The 337-nt window shown below is 69.4% G+C and carries 1 protein-coding gene; it reads left to right on the forward strand.

The window, feature by feature from the left end:
• On the forward strand, nucleotides 1-329 hold a 329-nt coding region (locus tag CVH10_RS18810), incomplete at its 5' end, for a DUF411 domain-containing protein (protein WP_106489380.1).
• Nucleotides 330-337 lie beyond the last annotated feature (8 nt).

Consider the following 337-nt stretch of genomic DNA (forward strand, 5'->3'; position numbering starts at 1 on the left):
CCTGGGTGGATCACATGCGCGCCGCCGGCTTCAAGGCGCGGGTCAACGAACTCCCGAGCCTTCGCTCTATACGCAGCACCCAAGGCGTGCCCGAGGCGCTCGCCTCCTGCCACACGGCCATGATCGGCGGCTATGTCCTCGAGGGCCATGTGCCGGCCGAGGATGTCCGCAAGCTTCTGGCCGAACGTCCCGAGGCCGTGGGCCTCGCAGTGCCGGCGATGCCGCTGGGGTCTCCCGGCATGGAGACGCCAGACGGCCAACGTGAGCCCTATGAGACCCTGCTGATCCTCAAGGGCGGCGGTACGCGCGTCTTCGCGCGTCACGGCTAGGCGAGGCC

Origin of the sequence: Halomonas sp. ND22Bw (genome assembly GCF_003011945.1) — a bacterium.
Taxonomy (GTDB): Bacteria; Pseudomonadota; Gammaproteobacteria; order Pseudomonadales; family Halomonadaceae; genus Halomonas; species Halomonas halophila.